Source organism: Halosolutus halophilus (assembly GCF_022869805.1).
Taxonomy (GTDB): domain Archaea; phylum Halobacteriota; class Halobacteria; order Halobacteriales; family Natrialbaceae; genus Halosolutus; species Halosolutus halophilus.
Map to the genome: position 1 here is coordinate 1,007,837 of NZ_CP094974.1, position 17,725 is coordinate 1,025,561.

At 67.9% G+C, this 17,725-nt stretch carries 17 protein-coding genes; 9 read left to right on the forward strand and 8 right to left on the reverse strand.

Annotated features, from left to right (window positions below; genetic code table 11):
• The first annotated feature begins 5 nt into the window (after window positions 1–5).
• From glmU to MUG98_RS04865, 6 genes are all read left to right on the forward strand, one after another.
• The gene (gene glmU, locus MUG98_RS04840) at window positions 6–1,193 is read left to right on the forward strand and encodes a bifunctional sugar-1-phosphate nucleotidylyltransferase/acetyltransferase (RefSeq protein WP_265111023.1); all 1,188 of its coding nucleotides are present in this window, start codon (window positions 6–8) and stop codon (window positions 1,191–1,193) included.
• A 94-nt stretch (window positions 1,194–1,287) separates the two neighbouring features.
• Window positions 1,288–2,604 (forward strand): phosphoglucosamine mutase, encoded by a 1,317-nt coding sequence (gene glmM, locus MUG98_RS04845; RefSeq protein WP_265111024.1) that lies wholly within the window; start codon window positions 1,288–1,290, stop codon window positions 2,602–2,604.
• A 201-nt stretch (window positions 2,605–2,805) separates the two neighbouring features.
• The gene (locus tag MUG98_RS04850; protein WP_265111025.1) at window positions 2,806–3,525 is read left to right on the forward strand and encodes a histidine kinase N-terminal 7TM domain-containing protein; all 720 of its coding nucleotides are present in this window, start codon (window positions 2,806–2,808) and stop codon (window positions 3,523–3,525) included.
• A gap of 224 nt (window positions 3,526–3,749) precedes the next feature.
• A complete protein-coding gene (locus MUG98_RS04855) occupies window positions 3,750–4,181 on the forward strand; it encodes a hypothetical protein (protein WP_265111026.1) in 432 nt (143 codons plus the stop codon).
• Between the two features lie 128 nt (window positions 4,182–4,309).
• Window positions 4,310–5,476, forward strand: a complete 1,167-nt coding sequence (locus MUG98_RS04860) for a hypothetical protein (protein ID WP_265111027.1) — start codon at window positions 4,310–4,312, stop codon at window positions 5,474–5,476.
• Between the two features lie 110 nt (window positions 5,477–5,586).
• On the forward strand, window positions 5,587–5,736 hold the full coding sequence (locus MUG98_RS04865) for a hypothetical protein (RefSeq protein WP_265111028.1): 150 nt from the start codon (window positions 5,587–5,589) through the stop codon (window positions 5,734–5,736).
• 57 nt (window positions 5,737–5,793) lie between these two features.
• On the opposite strand, the gene MUG98_RS04870 is transcribed toward MUG98_RS04865, so the two are convergent.
• From MUG98_RS04870 to MUG98_RS04890, 5 genes are all read right to left on the reverse strand, one after another.
• Window positions 5,794–6,309, reverse strand: a complete 516-nt coding sequence (locus MUG98_RS04870) for a hypothetical protein (RefSeq protein ID WP_265111029.1) — start codon at window positions 6,307–6,309, stop codon at window positions 5,794–5,796.
• 207 nt (window positions 6,310–6,516) lie between these two features.
• Window positions 6,517–6,678, reverse strand: a complete 162-nt coding sequence (locus MUG98_RS04875; RefSeq protein WP_265111030.1) for a hypothetical protein — start codon at window positions 6,676–6,678, stop codon at window positions 6,517–6,519.
• 71 nt (window positions 6,679–6,749) lie between these two features.
• Window positions 6,750–7,994, reverse strand: a complete 1,245-nt coding sequence (locus MUG98_RS04880) for an MFS transporter (RefSeq protein ID WP_345779788.1) — start codon at window positions 7,992–7,994, stop codon at window positions 6,750–6,752.
• Window positions 7,995–8,082: 88 nt separating this feature from the next.
• The gene (locus MUG98_RS04885) at window positions 8,083–9,189 is read right to left on the reverse strand and encodes a DUF1616 domain-containing protein (protein WP_265111031.1); all 1,107 of its coding nucleotides are present in this window, start codon (window positions 9,187–9,189) and stop codon (window positions 8,083–8,085) included.
• Window positions 9,190–9,271: 82 nt separating this feature from the next.
• Complete coding sequence (locus MUG98_RS04890) at window positions 9,272–11,362, reverse strand: COG1361 family protein (protein WP_265111032.1); 2,091 nt, start codon at window positions 11,360–11,362, stop codon at window positions 9,272–9,274.
• Window positions 11,363–11,471: 109 nt separating this feature from the next.
• On the opposite strand from MUG98_RS04890, the gene MUG98_RS04895 reads away from it, so the two are divergent.
• The 3 genes from MUG98_RS04895 to MUG98_RS04905 are packed head-to-tail and all read left to right on the forward strand — an operon-like array spanning window position 11,472 to window position 14,448.
• The gene (locus MUG98_RS04895; protein ID WP_265111033.1) at window positions 11,472–12,986 is read left to right on the forward strand and encodes a DUF58 domain-containing protein; all 1,515 of its coding nucleotides are present in this window, start codon (window positions 11,472–11,474) and stop codon (window positions 12,984–12,986) included.
• Window positions 12,983–13,528 (forward strand): DUF8163 family membrane protein, encoded by a 546-nt coding sequence (locus MUG98_RS04900; protein WP_265111034.1) that lies wholly within the window; start codon window positions 12,983–12,985, stop codon window positions 13,526–13,528. The genes MUG98_RS04895 and MUG98_RS04900 overlap by 4 nt, the downstream gene beginning before the upstream one ends.
• Entirely contained in the window at window positions 13,525–14,448 is a 924-nt protein-coding gene (locus tag MUG98_RS04905) for a DUF7982 domain-containing protein (protein ID WP_265111035.1), read from the forward strand. The genes MUG98_RS04900 and MUG98_RS04905 overlap by 4 nt, the downstream gene beginning before the upstream one ends.
• Before the next feature lie 97 nt (window positions 14,449–14,545).
• On the opposite strand, the gene MUG98_RS04910 is transcribed toward MUG98_RS04905, so the two are convergent.
• The 3 genes from MUG98_RS04910 to MUG98_RS04920 all read right to left on the reverse strand — a co-directional run bounded on the left by MUG98_RS04910 (window position 14,546) and on the right by MUG98_RS04920 (window position 16,984).
• Window positions 14,546–15,538: an AAA family ATPase gene (locus tag MUG98_RS04910; RefSeq protein WP_265112555.1), complete on the reverse strand. Its 993-nt coding sequence runs from the start codon at window positions 15,536–15,538 to the stop codon at window positions 14,546–14,548.
• 5 nt (window positions 15,539–15,543) lie between these two features.
• Window positions 15,544–16,653 (reverse strand): DUF4350 domain-containing protein, encoded by a 1,110-nt coding sequence (locus MUG98_RS04915; RefSeq protein WP_265111036.1) that lies wholly within the window; start codon window positions 16,651–16,653, stop codon window positions 15,544–15,546.
• 67 nt (window positions 16,654–16,720) lie between these two features.
• On the reverse strand, window positions 16,721–16,984 hold the full coding sequence (locus tag MUG98_RS04920) for a DUF8044 family membrane protein (protein ID WP_265112556.1): 264 nt from the start codon (window positions 16,982–16,984) through the stop codon (window positions 16,721–16,723).
• Between the last annotated feature and the right edge of the window lie 741 nt (window positions 16,985–17,725).

Below are 17,725 nucleotides of genomic sequence, written 5' to 3' on the forward strand. Positions count from 1 at the left end.
TATTCATGAAAGCGATCGTACTCGCCGCTGGTGAGGGCACCCGAATTCGCCCGCTGTCCCGGTCGGTACCGAAGCCGATGCTGCCCGTCGCCGATCGGCCGCTCGTCGCCCACACCGTCGACGCGGCGATCGACGCCGGCGTCGACGAGGTCGTCCTCGTGGTCGGCTACGAAGCCGCGACCGTTCGCGACTATTTCGGGTCCGAATACCGCGGTGTCACCGTCTCCTATGCCGTCCAGGACGAACAGGCCGGGACGGCCCACGCCGTCGACGCGGCCAGCGCCCACCTCGACGGCCCCTTCGCGGTGCTCAACGGCGACAACCTGTACGATCCGGCTGCGATCGAGGCCCTGATCACGGCGTGTCCGGCCGTCTGCGCCGTCGAGGTCGACGAGCCGCGCAACTACGGCGTGTTGAGTACGGACGCCAGCGGGGAGACCGTCACGGGGATCGTCGAGAAACCGGCTGAGCCGCCGACGAACCTCGCGAACGCCGGCGCGTACGCCTTTCCCGAACGGGCGACGGAGTGGCTCGCGGTTCCGACGAGCGAACGCGGCGAGCGCGAGATTACGGACGTACTCGCCCGGGTGATCGACCACCACGACGTGACGCCGGTCCCGGTCGATCGATGGCTCGACGTGGGTCGCCCGTGGGAACTGCTGGAAGCGAACGAGTGGAAACTCGGCGCGCTCGATCGACGGCTCGACGGCGACGTCAGCGACGATGCGACGCTGAACGGGGACGTCGTCGTCGAAGCGGGGGCAACGGTGAAGGCCGGCGTCGTGATCGAGGGCCCGGTCCTGGTCCGATCGGGCGCGACGATCGGCCCGAACGCCTACGTTCGCGGCGCGACGCTGGTCGGGGAGCACGCGAAAGTCGGCCACGCTGCCGAGGTGAAAAACAGCGTGCTCTCGGCCGGTGCGTCGGTGAGTCACCTCTCGTACGTCGGCGACAGCGTTCTCGGGCGCGACGTCAACTTCGGTGCCGGCACGAACGTCGCCAATCTCCGCCACGACGAGGCCGACGTTCGGGTTACGGTCAAGGGCGATCGGGTTTCCACCGGGCGCCGGAAGTTCGGCGTCGTCGCCGGCGACGGCGTCAAGACCGGCATCAACACGAGCCTGACCCCGGGGCTGAAACTGTCCGGCGGGACGACGACCCGGCCCGGCGAAACGGTCGATCGGGACCGCTAAACTGCGTCGCTGCGAAGCGAGAGCGTCATCCGCCCGCTTGCGACCGGACCAGATATCCGGTAGTACTAACAGTCACTCGAGCCGAATCGCCGCTATGTTTGGAACGAGCGGCATTCGGGGTACCGTCGGGGAGGACGTCACCGCGTCGCTGGCGCTCTCCGTCGGGCGTGCAGTCGCGTCGGAGGGCCACGATCGGGTCGTCGTCGGCCGTGACCCGCGCGACAGCGGTTCACTCCTGCTCGATGCGCTTGCGGCGGGCCTCGGAGAGTGTGGCGCCGACGTCATCGAGGTCGGCGTCGAGGCAACGCCGACGATCGCCCGCGCGGTGAGCGCGTACGATGCCGACGCGGGCGCCGTTATAACGGCCTCGCACAATCCGGCCCCGGACAACGGCATCAAACTCTGGACGCCCTCGGGAAAGGCGTTCGGCCCCGCGAAGCGAGAGGCGATCGAGAAGCGCCTCGAAACGGCGACGTACGAGCTTCAGCCGTGGGACGGGATCGGCACGCGGCGACAGCGGACGGACGCTGCCGACCAACACGCCGCGGCGTTGCGCGAGGCTGTCTCGATCGACGACCCCCCGCACGTCGTCGTCGACGTCGGCAACGGTGCCGGTGCGATTACCGCTCGCGTGCTCGCCGACGTCGGCTGTCACGTCGAAACGCTGAACGGCAACCCCGACGGTTCGTTCCCCGGCCGACCGAGCGAACCGAATTGCGAAACGCTGAGTACGCTCATGACTGTGCTCGAGACCACCGACGCGGCGGTGGGGATCGCTCACGACGGCGACGCCGATCGCATGGTCGCCGTCGACGACACCGGTGCGTTCGTCCCGAAGGACGTCTTACTGGCGCTGTTCGCCCGTACCGCTGCCGGCGAGGGCGATCGGGTCGCCGCCCCCGTCGATACGAGTCTCGCCGTCGACGACGCACTGGCCGAGGAGGGGGCGACGGTGACCCGGACGCGGGTCGGCGACGTCTACGTCGCCGAACGGACGACCGCGGACGACGTCGTCTTCGGCGGCGAACCCAGCGGCGCGTGGATCTGGCCCGACGAGACGCTGTGCCCCGACGCACCGCTGGCCGCGTGCAAACTCGTCGAACTGGTCGCCGAGCGCGGCCCGCTGTCCGAACTCGTCGAGTCGATCCCGACGCATCCGATCGAACGGACGTCGATAACGGTCGACGACAAATCCGGCGCGATGGACCGGGTCGAGGAGCGCGTGGCCGATCGATACGACGACGTCGAGACGATGGACGGCGTCCGCGTCGAATCGAGCGACGGCTGGTTCCTGATCCGGGCGAGCGGGACCGAACCGGTGGTTCGGGTGACAGCAGAGGCGCGCGACGGCGCTCGAGCCGACGAACTGGCCGACGAAGCCATCGAGTTCGTTACGGGGGCAACGAAGTGACCTTCCGCACCGGGCAGCGGTGGCCGCGACGGTCGTGTCCCGCGCTGCAGGCCATGGGCCGCTGCGTTTCCACCGGAACCGGCCCCAGCGGTCGATCAGCGACCACCGGGCCCGGGCCGCGAATCTAACTGTCGTCGTTCACTTCACCAATGCTATCACTAGAAGGGGAAAATACAAGTTAGAATACTTCCCAGAGCAGTCATGGGATCGGTTCACTGGCTGTCGTGGGTCCTCGCTGGCGGAGCCATCGTCGCTGCGTTCACACTCTATCCCTATATCGCCACAGCCATCGGCTATCGAGGGAGCGACAACGGGCTGGCATACATCCTTCTCGTGATGGGCGTTGCCCTCTGGAACGCCATGTTCGCCGCGCAACTCCTCGATCCGCACGCGCTCGTGAAGGGGTTCTTTCTCTCCCTGAGCCTCGTCGGGGCCTCCCTGGCGGGCCTCGGCTGGTTCCTGTTCGCGGGAACTGCCAGCAGCACGAGATCCGTCCCGAGACGTCGGTTGGCCTACGGGCTCGCCGCGATCGGTGTGGGAATCAACATTTCGCTGGTGATTACCAATCCAACGCACGAACTCTACTGGGTGCTTCCGGTCGAGCAGTCCACGTCGACGGTGTTCGTCGAGATCGCTCCAAACCTCCTCTACTGGCTCCACACGTTGCAACTGGTCGTGCTGTTCAGTGCGGGGACGGCCCTCTTCTTCGAAGCCTGGCGAACCGGGGTCGCCTCGCGCTATTCCCGCCTCTACACCATCGCCGGCACCGGAACGGTGCTCGCAATCGTCGGGAGTAACACCCTGATCCACGGCGGTCTGTCGATCGCCCCGCTCTCCGCGGCGTCGCTCACGACGGTGGGCTGGATCCAGGCAAATCGCGGCCATCCCCTCGACAAATATCGATCGTATCTGCCATCGTGACGCCCCACCCTGAAGGGACGCTTTCTCCTCGAACGTTCGCAATCTGTCGTACCTCCCGATCTACCAGACCGCCGCGCACCGTCTCGATCGCCCGCGACGGCAGGTCGCGGGACTCGGCGATCGCACCGCTGTGCGCTTCGCCGGCGGCGTGATCGTGACTGCTGGACCGAGAGCGACGCCAGGAGATCTGAACGTTCATGGTATACCTATCAGAACCCACATCTATGCAGCCGTATCGGCCGCCGCCGATGCCGCCCGGCCATCCGAACGAGCGTCTCCAGTGTGAGAACGACATCGATGGGGACGAGGTCGAGGGATTCTGGCTCGAGCGGGAAAACTGGCAGTCGCCGAACACCCACGAACTCTACTGTCTGGCGTGTCGTATCGAGAAACTGAACGAGTGGGCGAACCAGCCGGACGTCGCCGACGAGGCCGACGTGAAAGCGCACCTCTCCCGACGGCGCGCTCGTCCTGATCCGCAACGCGGCCGCTGGCACGTCGCTCCGGTCCTCCCAGGTCGCTTCGACCTCGACGGTCTAGCAGTCCCTGTTCTGGCCGAAGTGGGTCTCAACGCTCGGGTCCGCGGAATCGTATCGGCCGACGCGGGGGCAGGTTCGCGAGGACGGCTGTCGATGCGGGAAAGCAGCGGCTGTTGAACACGGAGATGCGATCGCTTCAATTAATTTCTATTGGTGATACCCTTGGCACGCCGACTTCGTAATTATCGGAAACCCGAATAGTTTAGTTTCTTGATACCAATGTGTACGTGGGAGGGGATGTTTGGATGCCAGACCTATTCACCACCGAAGAAGCCGGCGTCACGGTGACGAAGCACGTCGATGCGGACGGCGACGAGGTTCGGATCGGACTGCGGCTGGAATCGTCGCGGGACCGTCCGCTGACGGTTCGCGTGCTGGACGCGGTCCCGGCGGAGACGACCGTGGAGATTCCGACGACGAATCCACCGCGCTGGTCGACAGTCGACGACACGGTCGAGTACGAACGAACGCTCGAGTCGGAGGAATCGGTCACGACGGGGTACAAATACACTCGCGGCGGGACCGGGGCCGAGGCCGGGAGTCACTACCCGCCGACGCTGGTCATCGACGAGGCCGCGCGAGGCGGTGCTGACGCCGTGGCGACGTCCGACGAAGGCGCCCGCGGGCAGAAGCCGACCGCCGCGACGCGGGGGAGCGAGGCGACTCCGGGTACCGACGGCGAGCAGGAGTCGGCGGCCCACGGGGGCACCGACGTGGACGACTTCGAGATGCCGGAGGACGAAGTCTCCGTCGCGGATATCGTGGACGACTCTGCGACTGACTCGGCCACGCCTTCAACCGGACCCCGAACGCCAGCGGATGGCGGCACCGCGACGGTCGACACCCGGACGACGGCAGCGACCGGCGCGGCTGACGGGGCTGTCGACGACGGCGAGACGATCGACGACCTGGTCGACACGGTGCTCCGGACGCTGGACGCGGACGCGACGCCGGCGCAGCGCGATCGATTGGCGCGAGAACTCGGCGATATCGACGGCTCCCGCTCGAGCCTCGAACTGCGGGTGACGTACTTGCAGTCGCGGTTTCAGGACCTCGCGGCCTATCTCGACGCCATGGAGGAGTTCCTCGACGACCACGGGTCCGGAGAGGACGTCCTCACCGAGGTACTGGACGACCTGCACGCGGTTCGCGAGCAACTCGACCGGGTTCGCGACGAGCAGGTCGCCCTGGAAACGCGCCTCGACACCGTCGAGGACCGGACCGGCCAACTCGAGTCGGCGTTCGAGAGCCGGCACGACGCCGTCGAAGGCGAACTCCGTCGACTCGAAGACGCAGTCGCGGACGTCGAAGAGACACAGCGGACGGTCCGGGATGAGGTGGAGCAGTTCACGGCGTTTCGAGACGCCATTCAGGACGCCTTCCGGGGGGAGGCGCTGCCCACCGACGACTGATGTTCCGGCCACGTCGCCGTGATTCACACGGCAGCGGGCGGTTCTCGCCGGCTGGGATAGCACTCCGATAACGTGTACACGGCTGACGGGATTTCCACTCAGAATCAGTGATGAAAGACCTCATAACGTCGATGCTCTTCCGGGGGCCCGACGCGACCGTCGTCCGGGAGTGCCGGCAGTGTGGGACGGGGGTGTCGCCGTCGGTCACGACCTGTCCGGTGTGCGAGGCCGACCGGATCGTCGAATACGTGATCGAGTAACGCCGGCGCTTGTCGAGTTCGGGTCGGAATCGCAGCCCCGATACCGGTTCGCGAGTGTCACGGCCGCGAGCGACGCGCCCGACCACGGTCGTCGACGGCGGTTCGAACCAGCGGATACCACGCCCCGAGGACGGCACCGTACCCGATGAGTGCCACCAGACTCGCGCTGTGGTGGTACGGCAGCGGAAGGGACCCGCCGGTCAGGTCGATCCAGAGGGGGACGCCGTAGGCGACGCCGACGAGCCAGCAGACGGTGCCGTAGGCGACGCCGAGACAGCCCCCGAGGAACGGCGATCGGAGCGCGGCCGCGAGCGGGGCCGGTGCGAACCGGTGCTTTGCGGCGCGGGTCAGCCCCGCGACGAAGGGCACGGCACCGACGAGGCCGTGTGCGACGACGACCGCCCAGTCGCTGGAAACGTCCTCGAGACCGTACAGCGCAGCGACGCTCTCGAGGTGTCCGGTCGACGATAGCAACCCGGCGAACGAGAGACTGGCGACCAGGGCTGCGACGAGAGTGCCGAAGATCGTCCCGACTGACGGACTGTCATATCTTCGGGACCGTCCGTATGACATACGTGTTCGATGCGACCGGTCATATAAATAATTAGTTATATATTGACTAAATGTCTAGAAATAAAACAGGATTGGATGCAAGCGTTCATGCTATCGGCGCATAAACGGTGGGAAAACTGGACAAACGGGGGTCCCGATCGAGCGTTCTCGGCGGCGACGCCGCGTACGGGCGAACTGGTTCGCCGTCCCGCGATCGCGGGCGGGGTCTCACACGCCGCTGGCGTCGCCGCCCGCGTCCCGATCGATACCCGCCCCGTCCTGGATCACGGTCGGTCGCACAGCGAGGCAGCCGCGGCCCGCGCCGACGCTGCCAAAGCCTCGAACGACACAGCGCGTCACGAACTCGTCACAGGTGCCGCGGGTCGGCATCCCTCGTCTCGACGGTGAGGGTCCACTCACTGGCCGTCTGTCAGAGCCGCTGCGGGCTGGGCCCCAGTCGCCTACTGACCCGACACGAGCGAGACCGCGAGAACGGCCCCTATCGCCGAAAAGCCCGCGAGCACGACGAACACGACCGACACCGACGCGTAGGTGAGTACCGTCCCGACGATCGCCGCACCGAGGGCCCCGATCCCGAAGATAGCGAGGTACGTGTAGCCGAACGAGAACCCCCGAGATCCCACGAGCGAGTACTTCGCGATCGTCGCCTGCGTGAGCGGTTGCATAGCGAACAGGACGAAGCCGAGCACGAAACTGACGAGGAGCAGTCCCCAGAGACCCGCCCGGGCGGCGGGAACGAACAGCAACGCGATGACGGTAAGGGCGGTCAGCATCCCGACCAGCCCGCGGTCGGGTTCGATCGCGTCCGTGAGCCGGCCCCCCAGATACTGCCCGCCGATGCCGACCGTCAACAGCCCGGCGTAGAGATACCGGGAGACGTCGAACTCCGTAGCGAGCCGGCTGTCAGGATCGAACACGCCGGGCCGGACGTCGCCGATGGCCGCCGTGAGGAAGTCGCCGAGGAGATCCGGGAGGAACGTCAGAACACCGCGGTAGTACAGCCCGTTGAACGCGACGATGACGAAGACCAGCAGAAAGCCGAAGGAGAACAGGCGTCGCGTCTCGCTGACGAACTCGGCGAGCGACGTCGGTATCCGTCGCTGGTGACCGCCGTCGGCGAACTCGACCGCCGCGGTCGGATCGAACTCGATAGTCATGCCGACGCCAGTGGCAACCAGGGCCGGGATCGCGAGGCCGGCCGCCACGAGCCGCCAGTCGAACGCGAGCAGCAGGACGGCGGTCAGAAGCGGGCCGCCAGCGATGCCGACGTTCCCGGCCATCCCGTGATAGGCGAACCCCCGGCCGCGTTCCTCGACGCCGTTGCTGATGAGCGTGAGGCCTGCGGGATGGTAGACACTCGCTGTGGCTCCCCAGAGCGCCAACGCGACCGCCACACCGACGACCCCCGGCGCGAGGCTCAAGGCCATAAACGAGAGCCCCATCCCGGCGAGACAGGCGGTGATCAACGCCCGCGCGCCGAACCGGTCGACCAGCAGTCCGCCCGGGAGTGCGCCGATGCCGAACAGCCCGTAGCCGATCGCGGCCGCGACGCCCAGCACCGCCTCGGTGGACGAGAACTCCAGCAGCCAGATCGTCATCAAAATCGGAATCGACAGCTCGTAGGTGTGGACCATCGCGTGGCCGACCATGACGAACCCGACGATAGACCGATCGTTGTCGTCCACAGGATCTGCTACTCGAAGTCGTCAGTTAATGCGTTCCGTTTTCGTCCGCCTGGTTCGGGTGCCGACGGAGCGGTGCTCGCAGTCCCGTTCACCGCCGCGAGCCGTCGGTCGACTCGTCGACGGACACCCAGAGGTGGACGTAATACTCGGTATCGTCGATCGACGGGTCGGCCGGCACGTCCCCGCCGGGGAACAGGAGCCAGACGATGCGGATATCGTCGCCCGTCAGCGTCGGTTCGATTTCGTGAGAGCGGTGCCAGGACTCGTTGTGCGCGAGTTGCGTTTCGAATCGATCGAGTTCGCGCTGCTCGGTGACGATCGTCTCGTTGACCGCCGAGTCGTTCCCGCCGGGCCCGGTTGTGGCCGTTTCGTTAGGTCGCTGTTCGGTGGCCTGCTCCAGGACGACGACCGTGTATTCCGTCGGGTCGTGCTCGTGATTGTCGACCCCGACGACGATCTCGGCGCTCTCGCCCTGGACGAATTCGGTCGGATACCCGTCGGCGACGAGGTCGCCGTCGTCGTCTTCGGTCAGGATGTAGATCGCCGAGAACTGCTCGCCCGCCGGCGGGGCGACGATCGCGAACGTGACCGTCCCGACGGCGAGGACGATCGACGCCACGAGCACCACGTTCAGGGCGGCGTCGAGGCGCGATTCGGGTTCGAGCAGTTCCGCACGGCCCGCGCGGTACCACTCGCGGTACGGGACGGCGAACCGCTCGTCGGCGGGGAGTTGCCACCGACGGTGGGCGGCGATCGCCGTCGCGACCAGCGTAAACACCGTCATCGCGACCATGATCGGGGACAGCCGGATGCCCCACGGGGTGAAGTTGAGGACGAGACCGATCAGCGGCGTGATCGCGATACTCAGACCGAACGCCAGCGCGACGCGCTCGATGCCGTCGATTCCCGAGCGCAACGACGTGAGTACGGTCGCGTCCGATTCGTGGCGGGGTTGCTCCGGGTCGGCAGTCGGCGACTCTCCCGCTTCGGGAAACAGGGCCGCGATGAAGACGTAGCCCGGCACGAACAACACGAACGCGAGGCCGAGTGGCACGCGGAACGGCGTCTCGCGAACCCCCGGTGTGAAGACGGCGACGTTGACGAGCGCCGTCACGAGGAGCATCGCCACGAGATCCGCCGGGAGCGCCCGGAGCGGTCGGGGGAGAAGCAACCGGAGCGACCGTCGATCGACCATTCACTCAGTTATCTGCAAGACGGTGGTAAAAGTCGCTCGGTCGACGTATGTGGGGCCCGTCTCTGCCACCGCTCGATGACCGTTACTCGGCGCTCGATCGCGTCTCAGTGGCGCACACCTGGCGAGTGCGCTCGAGGACGCGCTGGGCCGCCGAGGCGGAGACCCGATCGGGTGCAAAGGCCGCCCGTTCGTATTCCGTGATGACGGCCCGGAGTTGCTCGATCGTCTCGCCCTCCGCGTCGAGGTCGTCGCCGAGCCGGTGGTAAAACTCCCAGTGCGTGCGCGCGGCCGGGGTCTCCGCATCGTCCCGATACTCGTGTCGAACCGCGGCATAGCTGGCTCGCACCGCGGCCTCCGGTCGGCCGTTCGCCAGGTGCTCTCGCGCCCGTGACAGCAACGCGTCGACCAGTTCGGGCGTGGTCGCGCGGTCGCCCGTTCCCGGCGGATCGGCGACCGGGTCGGGGTCGGCGTCGTCGACGGCCCCGCCAGCAGCGGGCCGTCGTCTCCACCACCAGAGACCCCCACCCGCCGCGATCACGACGATCCCCACGAGGACGGCCCACGTCGGTCTCGACGACGAGGGGCCGCGGTCCGTCCCCGACAGCGAGACCGTCGTCTCGGTCGCCGTCGGCGCGAGATTCGTTTCCGCCCCGTCGTACTCGGCCGCCACGTGGACGTCGGAGGCGGCCGACGATGGCACAGCCAGCGTCGTGACGAACTCGCCGGCGGAATCCGTGGTCACCGTCGCGACGGTCTCCCCGTCGCGGTGGATCTCGACGGGCTGGTCGCCGACGCCGTCACCGGCAGCCGTCTCGAGGGTGCCGGCGACCTGGAGTTCGTTCTCGTCGGTCGCCGACGCGTCGATCGTCAGATCGGTTTCCGTTTCCGCGACCGTCACCGGCGTTTCGGCTATCGTGCCGGCCAGCGCCCGGTCGTCGAACGGCAGGGCGACACGGAGCGTGTGGCCCCCGTCGCGGACCGCCGCTGGGACTGGCACCGCGCCGGCGATCCGCCCATCGGTGACCGGCACCTCGCCGAGGAGTTCGCCGTCGAGTCGCACCTCGAGACCCACGCCATCGACCGGGACGCCCCCCGCTGCCACGTCGCCCTCGATCGCGAGTGTGTCACCGTAGGCGACCGTCTCGGTGCTATCGAGATTCGCGATCGTGGGCTCGACTTGCTCCACCGAGACGTTCAGCGTCGTTTCGCTCCCGAGATACGGCGATTGCTCCGCGGGGACGTACTCGACCGTCACCGTCTCCGCCGAGAGGGGCTGCGTCGTCGGGCGGTACTCGAACGCAACCGAGCCGTTCGCCCCCGTCTCGACGGCAACGGGATCCCCATCGATCACGAATCGCGCGTCGTCGCCGTCGATCGGCGAGCCGTCCGCCGTTCGTATCTCGCCGCGAGCGACGAGCGGCTCGAGAAACGAGACGGTCTCGTCGTCGGCGTCGAGGCGCAGCTTCGTCTCGACGAACTGCTCGTCGCGGACGACGGCCTGCTCGCCCCGGATGTCGCGTCGCGTCTCGTCGATCGCGTCGGCGGCGTCCGAGAGATCGTCGTCGGTCTCGAACGTGATGAGCTCGTAATTCGTGATCAGGCTCTCGCTCGTCTCGTCGATGTCCGCCGCGATCTCTTCGAGGTCGCGGGCCAGCTCGCGGGCGCGTTCGTCGTCGCCCTCCGCAACCGCGGTTTCGTATTCGTCTTTCGTCGTTCGATACTCCTCGAGACGATCGATCAGGCGCTCCTGTTCGTCCGCGGCCTCCTCGAATGCCGCCTCGGGATCGTTCCGGTCGTCACGCCCGGCACCCGTTCCACCCTCGCCCGTGTCACCGGCCACCTCGACGTACTGGCCGAGCCGGTCGCGATACTCCTCGCCGACGAAGTTCCGCGCCCGATCGTATTCGCCCTCGCTCAGCGAGACCGTGCTCCCCGCCAACCGCGACGAGAGCCGATTCGACAGCCAGGCTTCGATGCGTTCGGAATCGCCGTCGGCGTCGTACTCGTCCGGATTCTGGTGCCGAACGGTTTCGTTCGCGCCGTCGTCCGCGTCGAGTGTCGCGATCGGGGTGGCTGCTCCGTCCGCGGCTGAAACGCTTGCTCCAGTGGTCGCTGCTATCGGCGAACAGAGGAGCAGTACCGCGAGTACGAGCGCGCGGCCGGCGTCGTTCACGACCGGTGATTGCTCGCTCAGCACAAAAACCTGTCTGCTCGAGTCCCCGTCCGAGCGGCGCGAATCGCCAACCAGTAAGTTCAACACGCCGCCGCAAAGTCACTGGGATATGCGTCCGACGCGTCACCTCTGGGCGACTGGCGTCCTCGCCGTGCTCCTCGCCGCGTGTGCGGTCGTCTTCGCCCGCCCGCTGTTGCTCGTCGCGACGGCGCTGATCGGCGCGTGGACCCTGAGCCGCCAGTACCTGTTTCTCGCGGCGGTGACCGAGACGGTGGCTGGAGTAGACGTGCTCCAGGCACCCGACACGACGGGAATTCGGACGAACGAAACGACCCCGGTCACGCTCGCGGCGACGCTCGAGGCGCCGTGTTCGCTACGGCTCGCCCTCGAGGCCGGCGTGCCACCGGGAGGGAGGGTTACCGAGCCGCTGGCCCTCTCACTGGCACCCGGTGACGCTCGCGCACAGCGAACGACGGACGTCACCTGGCCGATCGCGGGCCGCCACCGGTTCGAGCACGCGTCACTCACGGCGACCGACGGGCTCTTCGAGACGACCGTCGCCGTCGGCCCCACGCCGACGGTCACCGTCGAACCGCGTGGCCCGCGAACCGTCCACGTCGGCGAGGGTGGGGAACGCGTGGCCACCACGCAGGGCGACCACGAGAGCGGGCGCCTCGGCCCCGGACTCGAGCCGGCTGAACTCCGCGAATACGTGCCGGGGGACCGGGCCGATCGAATCGACTGGAACGCCACCGCCAGACTCGGGACGCTCTACGTGCGTGAGCGCGACGCGGAGACGGAGCGCCCGACCGTGCTGTGTCTCGATCATCGGGACGCCCTCTCGACGGGACCGCCCGGTGAGACGAAACTCGATTACCTCCGGACCGTCGCACTCGCACTGACGGCGGGCGCCCGCAACGCCGGTGATCCGATCGGGTTGGTGACGGTCGCCGAAACGGGACTGACCACCCAGATCGCCCCCGAGCGAGGGCCAACACACTACACGACGATCCGCCGTCGATTGCTCGATCTGGCCCCCGCTGTGACCCCCCAGCAGTCCCGGCCGCCGGAGCCGAGTCCCACCCCCGGAAACGCGGCCACGACCACCGGCGCGGCTGGCGACGCGGTCGGTGTCGGTGGGGGAGCCCACGCGCTCGCTCACGGGCCCGCAGTCACGCAGCCCCGGGCGGCGCTGTCGCACCTCGATCGCGGCGACGCGTTCTCGCGAACCCTCGAGCCGTTTTATGCGGCCCGTCACGCCGTCAGCACGGAACTCGAGTCGGATCCATTACTCGGGGCAATCCAGGCGGCAGCAGCCCACCGCGGCCGTGGGGGAACGGTTCTCTGTACGGACGACTCGGACCCGGCCGCCCTCCGTACGGCGATTCGGCAGGCGCGAGACCAGGGCCGGGACGTGTTGGTCCTGCTCGCGCCGACGGTCCTCTTCGAGTCGGGTGGCCTGGCGGACCTCGAAGGGGCGTACGAGCGATACGTGGCCTTCGAGGACTTCCGTCGCGACCTCGATCGAATGGCGCAGGTCACCGCGCTCGAGGTCGCGCCCGGTGATCGACTGTCGAGCGTCCTCGCCGCCGGCCGGGATCGACCGCGAGGTGGACGTCGATGAGCGATCGGACCGACGTGACCCGATCGCGGTCCCGTCCGGAATCGCTACTCGCCACCGCTTCACAGCCGCGGGCGCGATGGCCGGAGATGGGGGCGATCCTGGGGCTTCTGCTCGTGGTCGGGCTGCGTGCGGGCCCCCCGGGAGTCCTCGCGGGGAGTGGCACCATCGTCGTCTGGTACGCACTCGGGACGCCGTACGCGCTTGCGATCGGACATCTTCTCCTCGTCCCCCTGTTTCCGGCCGGCATCGATCCGGTCTCGCTGGCGCTCGTCGAGGCCGGCTTCCTCGCACTCCTGGTCGCGCCGGCCGTTCGGACCCGATCGCCGGTGGGGGTCGCCACTGTCACCGTCGGCACCGCGGTCTCCGTGGCCGGACTGGCGTGGCTTGCCCTCCGCTGGCACCCGCTCTGGGTGGCTGCAGCGACGACCGTCGGCCTCCTCGCACTCGCCCACTACGGCCTGTACCGGTACGCACTGGTCAGTCTCGGCCTCGTCGACGACGACCCGACTCGGGATGTAACAGCAGACAGTGACGAGCTATGAGCAAGGAATCGTTCAGCGACACCGCCGATAGTACCGAATCCGCACCCCCGTCCCAGATGCAAGCATTGAACACCGAGACGGCCGATACTGCGGCTCTCGAAGAGACCGCACAGCTAGAACTGCTCGCCGAAGAGAACCGCCGGCTTCGAGAAGAGTACGCCCGCGCTCGGCAATCCCGGTATCGCCGGACGGCGATCGGACTGGCTGCGGTCGGGGTAGTCGCGCTCGCTGGCGGCCTGCTGTTTCCCGATACTCGGGCGGTATTCGTCGCACTGGGCGCGACGGGGGTGTTCGGCGCCGTGCTCACGTACTCACTCACCCCTGGGCAGTTCGTTGCGGCTGCCGTCGGCGAACGCGTCTACGCCGCCAGCGCCGCCAACGGGGCGGCTATCGCAGCCGAACTCGGGCTCAGTGACGAGCGTCTCTACCTCCCACCGACGCAAGCGCGGGCCGTCCAGCTGTACGTGCCATTGCACCGCGAGTCCGACGCGCCCGCAGCCCGTGATGGCCCCTTCGTGCTCGAAGAGCCGGGGCGGGGGCTCCTCCTCGACCCGACCGGTGGCACGCTCTTTGCGGAGTTCGAGCGCGCGCTGGCCGGCGACCTCGCGTCGACGCCGGAACCGCTGGCGCGCCAGCTCTGTGACGGGCTCGTCGAACAGTTCGAACTGGCGGCCGGCGCCGAGCCCGACGTCGACGCAGACGCCGGGCGGGTGACAGTCGCGGTGTCGAACAGTGCCTTCGGCGCCGTCGATCGATTCGATCATCCGATCGGGTCGTTTCTCGCCGTCGGCCTGGCACAGGGGCTCGACCGCTCGGTCGAGCTCGAGGTCGACGTCGGCGACGAGCGCGCAGACTGGTTGGTCACCTGTCGGTACGACGGGGATCCCGGCGCACAAAGCGAGTTCGAGTGGGGCGAGTAGCGCGCGACGATCGCTGCCACGCCACCGGTCGAGGACGAGCACCGTGATCGCGGCCCGGAACGGAGATGAGGGGGAGAACGCGAGTTGCCGTCCCGGGTCACGCCGCGTCGGGCACGTTCACATCCGGCAGCTCGACGCCGTCGACGATCTTCGAGATGATCTCGTCGGGGGTCACGTGCCCGAGATCGGCGTCGGTGGTTAACACGAGCCGATGGGCCAGGATCGGGTGTGCGAGCGCTTTGACGTCGTCCGGAATCGCGTACTCGCGGCCCCGAATCGCCGCCCGGGCCTTCGCGCCGTCGAGAAATGCGAGACTCGCTCGGGGCGACGCACCATACTCGACGTCCGGATGCTCGCGGGTCGCGTCGACGAGATCGAGGATGTACTCCTTGACCGGCTCGGCGACGTAGACGTCCATCGCCGTCGCGCGTGCAGCGCGGATCGCCTCGGGACCGATCGCCGACTCGATGTCCGCTGGCCCGAGGTCCGGCCGGTCGTCGAACCGATCGAGGACCTCGCGTTCGGTCGCGCGGGCGGGCAACTCGACCGTGAGCTTGAACACGAAGCGATCGCGCTGGGCCTCCGGCAGCTCGAAGACGCCCTCCATCTCGATCGGGTTCTGCGTCGCGACGACCATGAACGGCTCCGGCAGCGAGAGCGTCTCCCCTTCGATCGTGACGCTCCGCTCTTCCATCGCCTCGAGCAACGCGCTCTGGGTTTTCGGCGTCGCCCGATTGATCTCGTCGGCGACGACCAGATTCGAAAAGATGGGGCCCCGCTGGAGCTGGAATTCGCCGGTGTTTTCGCGGTAGATGTGCGTGCCGGTGATGTCCGCCGGGAGGACGTCCGGCGTCATCTGGATGCGGCGGTAGTCCAGGCCGGACGCCCGCGCAAACAGATTGGCGAGCGTCGTCTTCGCAACCCCCGGGACGCCCTCGAATAAGAGATGCCCCCGAGTCAACAGGGCGATCGTGAGGTGTTCGACCGCGTCCTCGTTGCCGACCAGGACGCGGTCGACTTCCGTGTGGATCGCCGTGAACACGTTCTGTGGGTCGCCTGCCGCGGCCCCGGGCTCGTTCGTCGGCTCCATCTCGCTCATTGCTCCTCCCGTTTCGACCGGGTGCGGTTAAGCGCTTTGACCACGCGCTCGATGCGTTCGTCATCCCACTCGGGATGGCGCTCGCGAAGGGCGGCCGCGCGGTCTTCTGCCGCCGGGCCCCGTTGCTCAGCAGTGTCCTGGATCGGTGCCGTCGACCAGATGCGCGTTCGAACGGCGTCGACGATGGGTGTGGTCCGTCGACGCGAGACCACTGCGACGGTGGCGACGCCGAGGCCACCCAGGACGGCCTGGACCAGCGGCAGCTCACGGATCGTCAGGAGCGCGCCAACGAGCGGTGGGACTCCCCCGGCGTGGGACCGATCAAAGAGCACCCGCTCCTCGTCCGCATACTGTGCGCGGAGGAACGCGGCGTTGTCCGGTCTGTCGTACATCGCGTTGATCGTGAGACTGGGATCACCGACCAGGATCACTTCGCCCGTACCGACGTTCTCGACGGTCGCAACCGGATAGGACCCGAGCACGGTCTCGTCGTCGAGTTCCGCGTCCGGTGTGTCGCCGAGATACGCGTACTCGCTCGTGGCGACCAGCACCGTCGCGTCGTTCGGCTCGATCGCCGTCGCGTGATTCAGCGTGAGCCGGTCGACGCCGGCAGTCCGCGAGTGATTCGCGACGGCTGTTGCGACGGGCATCGCCGGTCCCCGATCGTAGTGGCGCTCGTCGAGAACCAGCCGCCCGTCCGTCCGCGCGTCGGCCCCGACGGCAGCGAGCAGTTCGTTGCCGCCCGATTCGACGTTCTCGAACACGACTAGCGTGCCACCGCGTTCGACGAATCGTCTGACACGAGCCGCGTCCTCGTCGCCGTAGGGTTCCTCGGGTGCGATAACGAACGCGACGGTCTCGTTCGCCCGGACCTCGTCGTAGCGACTCGGCTCCCGGAGGACGTCGGTCTCGACGCCGGCGTCGCCGGCGACCCCCTCGCGGAAGTCCGCGGCGCCGTCCCAGGCGGGATTGTAGAGCCCGAACGCCGCGGACGAGGTGCTGGCCGCGACGAGCAGCGCGACGAGGACGACACCCGTGAGTGCGACGAGGAGGACGGTCGGCCAGTCGATCCCCGTGCCGTCCCGGACCCACTCGCGTGACGTCATGGCGGTGCCCCCCGGACGCGTCGGCCCGGCGGTTCGGCCGCCACCCGAGCCGCGTCCATCGGAGTGGTCACCACGGCAGCACCTCCGGCGGCAGGATTTCGAGAATCCGTCTGATCACGACGACGGCGAAGCCGCCCAGCCCGAGCGCGATGAGCCACGTGAGACGGCGTCGCCAGGCCGGGGTGAGAGTGACCGGCGCCGTGAGTTCCGTCACGATCAGGAAGCCGATCAGCGAGCAAACGAAAAACAGCTCGTACGACAGCGCCCCGAGCACCGTCAAGACGACGATAGTCGCGACCATCCACGCGATCTGGCCGTGAACGAACCGCATCCGGCGTCGTGTCGGCATCTACTCGAGTGAGTGTCTGGCGGGACCGTAAATGCCTCGGCTGCCCGGCGCCCGAGACAGCGTCCAGCCCCGCGCGTTCACGGGCGGGGATGGGGATTCGGCCCGGCCTGGCGTCCCGGACGTCGATTACGGCCGGTCGCTCGGCGTCCTCGGTACCGATCGGAACACACCGGAGCCGAGAGGCGAGTCCAGACGCGAGGCGGGGCGCTGGCCGAGCCGGGAGCCAGCGGGTGAGGAAAGTGGCCCTTCGGCGGCGACCCGTTACGAGCAGGCGACTGTCGAAGTCGGCGCCAGCCGCGCCGGCCAGAGCCGGCGATGCAGCGTTCGCTCACCAATATTTATATAAGAGAACGTTGCCGTGACACCTGAGCACGAATGGGATCGAAGGGGGAATCGCGGGCGTACTGTCCGACCTGCGACGCCGAGCAACGAGTCCAGACGACGGTGCCGTGGCAGGCGGATTTCTGTGCCACGTGCGGGACGGATCTCGACTGACGGGTCTCGGGGTCGACCCGCCGCTCGGCTGGGGGCAGTTCGGTCGCGCTCCGATCGGCTCCACCAGGGCCGGAGCGACGCATCTCGCTGCCGTTGGTAGGCAGTCGGCGGGAACCGACCGCGACGTTCGAGGAGTCTCGCGTGAGGGAATCGACGATAACACCGTGGTACGAACGCGCGCTGCCGCCGGCGTCCCTGCTCGCGACCGGTGCGTTCGCGAACTTCCGC